Raw genomic sequence first — 3,093 nt, forward strand, 5'->3', positions numbered from 1 at the left:
CGGCGGCGGCGGGGGGCGTGCTGCTGCTGCTGTGGCACGAACTCAGCCAGCTCGGCGGCCGGCCCGTCGGCGTGGGGCTGATGCTCACCGCCGCCGCCTGCTGGGCGCTGGGCACGCAACTGCTGCGGCGCAGCACCCTGCCGCTGCCCGTGCTCACGTTGTCGTTCTGGATGACGGTGCAGAGCACTGTGGTGCTGAGCCTGCTGGCGCTGCTGCTGGAGCACGACCGCTGGCACGCCCCGTCCGCCGTGGGCTGGGGCGCCATCGCCTTCAACGCGGTGCTGGTGCTCGGCTTCGCGCAGCCGGCGTGGTTCTTCCTGGTGCGCGGCCTGCCGCCCGTGGCGTCCACCTTGAGCGTGATGATGATCCCGGTGCTGGGCGTGTTCAGCGGCGCGGTCTGGCTGGGCGAGCGCCTGCACTGGCAGGACTGGGCGGCCGTGGCGCTGATGGTGCTGGCGATCGCCTCGGTGCTGTGGCCGCAGCGCCCTGTGGCCACAGCGGGTGCGGCATGAAAAGTGCCTCCGGCACAATCATCACTAGGGCATATTGCTATTAATTAAATAGCAAAAGGACGGCGGGCGTGAACCCGCCGCCGGCTCAGCCCTGGGCGCGCTTTTGCAGGATCTCGAAGGCCGGCAGCGTCTTGCCCTCCAGCACTTCCAGGAAGGCGCCGCCGCCGGTGGAGATGTAGCCCACGTCCTTCTCGATGCCGTACTTGGCGATCGCCGCCAGCGTGTCGCCGCCGCCCGCGATGCTGAACGCGCTCGATTCGGCGATCGCCTGGGCGATGGCCCGGGTGCCGTTCTCGAACGCGGCGAACTCGAACACGCCCACGGGCCCGTTCCACACGATGGTGCCGGCCTGCTTGAGCTGCGCGGCCAGCTTCTTCGCGGTCTCGGGGCCGATGTCCAGGATCAGGTCGTCGTCGGCCACGTCGGCGGCCGCCTTCACCGTGGCGGGCGCATCGGCCGAGAAGGTCTTGGCCACCACCACGTCGGTGGGGATCGGCACCTCGGCGCCGCGCGCCTTCATGGCGTCGATCACGGCGCGGGCCTGGTCCAGCAGGTCGGGCTCGGCCAGGCTCTTGCCGATCGGAAGGCCGGCGGCCAGCATGAAGGTGTTGGCGATGCCGCCGCCCACGATGAGCTGGTCCACCTTGTCGGCCAGGCTCTTCAAGATGGTGAGCTTGGTCGAGACCTTGCTGCCCGCCACGATGGCCGCCAGCGGCCGTGCGGGGTGCGCCAGGGCCTTGGTGATGGCGTCGATCTCGGCCGACAGCAGCGGGCCGGCGCAGGCGGTCTTGGCGTATTCGGCGATGCCGTAGGTCGTGCCCTCGGCGCGGTGCGCGGTGCCGAAGGCGTCGTTCACGTAGATGTCGCAGAGCGCGGCCATCTTCCTGGCCAGCGCGGGGTCGTTCTTCTTCTCGCCGGGGTTCACGCGGCAGTTCTCCAGCAGCACGACCTGGCCGGGCTGCACGGCCACGCCGTCCACCCAGTCGGCCACCAGCGGAACCTCGCGGCCCAGCAGTTCGCCCAGGCGCTTCGCAATGGGGGCGAGCGAGTCGGCGGGCTGCAGCGTGCCCTCGGTCGGGCGGCCCAGGTGGCTGGTCACCATGACGGCGGCGCCGGCGTCCAGCGCCATCTGGATGCAGGGCACCGAGGCGCGGATGCGCGTGTCCTCGGTGATGTGGCCGGCGTCGTCCTGCGGCACGTTCAGGTCGGCGCGGATGAACACGCGCTGGCCACGGGCCTGGCCTTGGGCGCAGAGGTCGGAAAAGCGAAGGATGTGCATGGATCGATGGGGCCGGCGGGCGGCGCGGGGAGGGTGGAAAGCTGCGCCGCATTGTAGGTGCGGCCCCGTGCCCGGCCGTGTCGGCCGGCGCCGCCCGTGGGCTACCAGCCCAGGCCGATGTGCAGCGGCAGGTACACCACCATGCCCACGACGATGGTGCCCAGGATGCCGCGGCGCCAGAAGTAGTAGCCGGCGGCGCACAGCACGGACGGCAGGCGCGCGTCCTGCAGCGTGCCGATCAGCTCGCCCTGCGCCATGAAGATCTCCGGCGCGATCACCGAGGCCAGCGCGGCCAGCGGCGCGTACTTGAGGCCGCGCTTGAGCCAGTCGGGCAGGGGCAGTTCGCGCTCGGGAATCATGAAGAACGCGCGCGACACCACCGTGATCGCGGCCAGGCCCAGGATGGCGATGGTGGGTTCGACCCAGGACCAGTTCATGGGTGGCGCTCCTCGCGCAGCGGCACCACGTCGCCGTCCTGCACGTGCTTTTTCTCCTCTGGCGGCAGCGCGCTCTCGGCCGGCACCAGCAGCACCTCCGGCTTTCGCAGGTGGCGGTCCACCGTCTCGATGATGAGGCCCACGGCCACGGCCGCCGCGATCGCCACCAGGATGTTCAGCTTGAGCGGCAGCGCGAACGCCGCGATGGCCGCCGTCATGGCCACGCCCGTGGCCAGCCAGGTGGCGCGGTCGAACAGCATGGACAGCATCACGCCCAGCAGCGCCAGCACGCCCGCGAAGCCCAGGCCCCACGACAGCGGCACCACGTTGGCCAGCAAAATGCCCGTGATCGACGGCACCTGCCAGGACAGCCAGTTGATCGACGCGGCGCCCCAGAAGTACGGCACCTGCTCGGGCTGCGGCGTGGGCTGGGGGTAGCGCTTCATGAACGCGACGAAGATCACGTCGCCGCTGAAATACCCCACCGCCAGGCGCCGGCGCAGCGGCAGGTGCGCGAAGTAGCTGCGCCATAGGCTGCTGAAGATGACGAAGCGCAGGTTCACGCACGAGGCCGTGAGCCACACCACCCACAGCGGCGCGCCGACGGCCATCAGCGGGATCACCGTGAGCTGCGCGCTGCCCGCGTACACCGCGAGCGACATGAAGATCGCCATCGGCACCGACATGCCGCTCTTGACCATGGCCACGCCGGTCACCAGCCCCCAGGCGCCCACGCCCACGCTGGTGCCGAACATGTCCAGCACGCCCTGGCGGTAGGCGGGATCCCGGACGAGCGCGCCCAGTCCCCGGGCGCTCATTCCCGCGCCCCGGCCGGCGCGCCGCCCCCCAGCACCATGCCGGGGCG

At 70.9% G+C, this 3,093-nt stretch carries 4 protein-coding genes; 1 reads left to right on the forward strand and 3 read right to left on the reverse strand.

Going from position 1 to position 3,093, the window contains the following annotated elements:
* A partial coding sequence (locus AC27KI_RS21780) for a DMT family transporter (RefSeq protein WP_487115787.1) occupies positions 1-512 on the forward strand: 512 nt, incomplete at its 5' end.
* 85 nt (positions 513-597) lie between these two features.
* On the opposite strand, the gene AC27KI_RS21785 is transcribed toward AC27KI_RS21780, so the two are convergent.
* From AC27KI_RS21785 to AC27KI_RS21795, 3 genes are all read right to left on the reverse strand, one after another.
* Positions 598-1,791 carry a phosphoglycerate kinase gene (locus tag AC27KI_RS21785; RefSeq protein ID WP_487090835.1) on the reverse strand — a complete coding sequence of 398 codons (1,194 nt, stop codon included), beginning with the start codon at positions 1,789-1,791 and terminating at the stop codon, positions 598-600.
* A gap of 101 nt (positions 1,792-1,892) precedes the next feature.
* Entirely contained in the window at positions 1,893-2,228 is a 336-nt protein-coding gene (locus AC27KI_RS21790; RefSeq protein ID WP_284406531.1) for an AzlD domain-containing protein, read from the reverse strand.
* Positions 2,225-3,046, reverse strand: a complete 822-nt coding sequence (locus tag AC27KI_RS21795) for an AzlC family ABC transporter permease (RefSeq protein WP_317360105.1) — start codon at positions 3,044-3,046, stop codon at positions 2,225-2,227. The genes AC27KI_RS21790 and AC27KI_RS21795 overlap by 4 nt, the downstream gene beginning before the upstream one ends.
* Positions 3,047-3,093 lie beyond the last annotated feature (47 nt).

It is taken from the genome of Acidovorax sp. KPB24-03, from assembly GCF_057546605.1.

What these genes read in the sequence shown, in the direction of transcription:
- AC27KI_RS21785 (WP_487090835.1), bottom strand. Translation starts at nt 1,791, where the DNA reads ATGCACATCCTTCGCTTTTCCGACCTCTGCGCCCAAGGCCAGGCCCGT.
- AC27KI_RS21790 (WP_284406531.1), bottom strand. Translation starts at nt 2,228, where the DNA reads ATGAACTGGTCCTGGGTCGAACCCACCATCGCCATCCTGGGCCTGGCC.
- AC27KI_RS21795 (WP_317360105.1), bottom strand. Translation starts at nt 3,046, where the DNA reads ATGAGCGCCCGGGGACTGGGCGCGCTCGTCCGGGATCCCGCCTACCGC.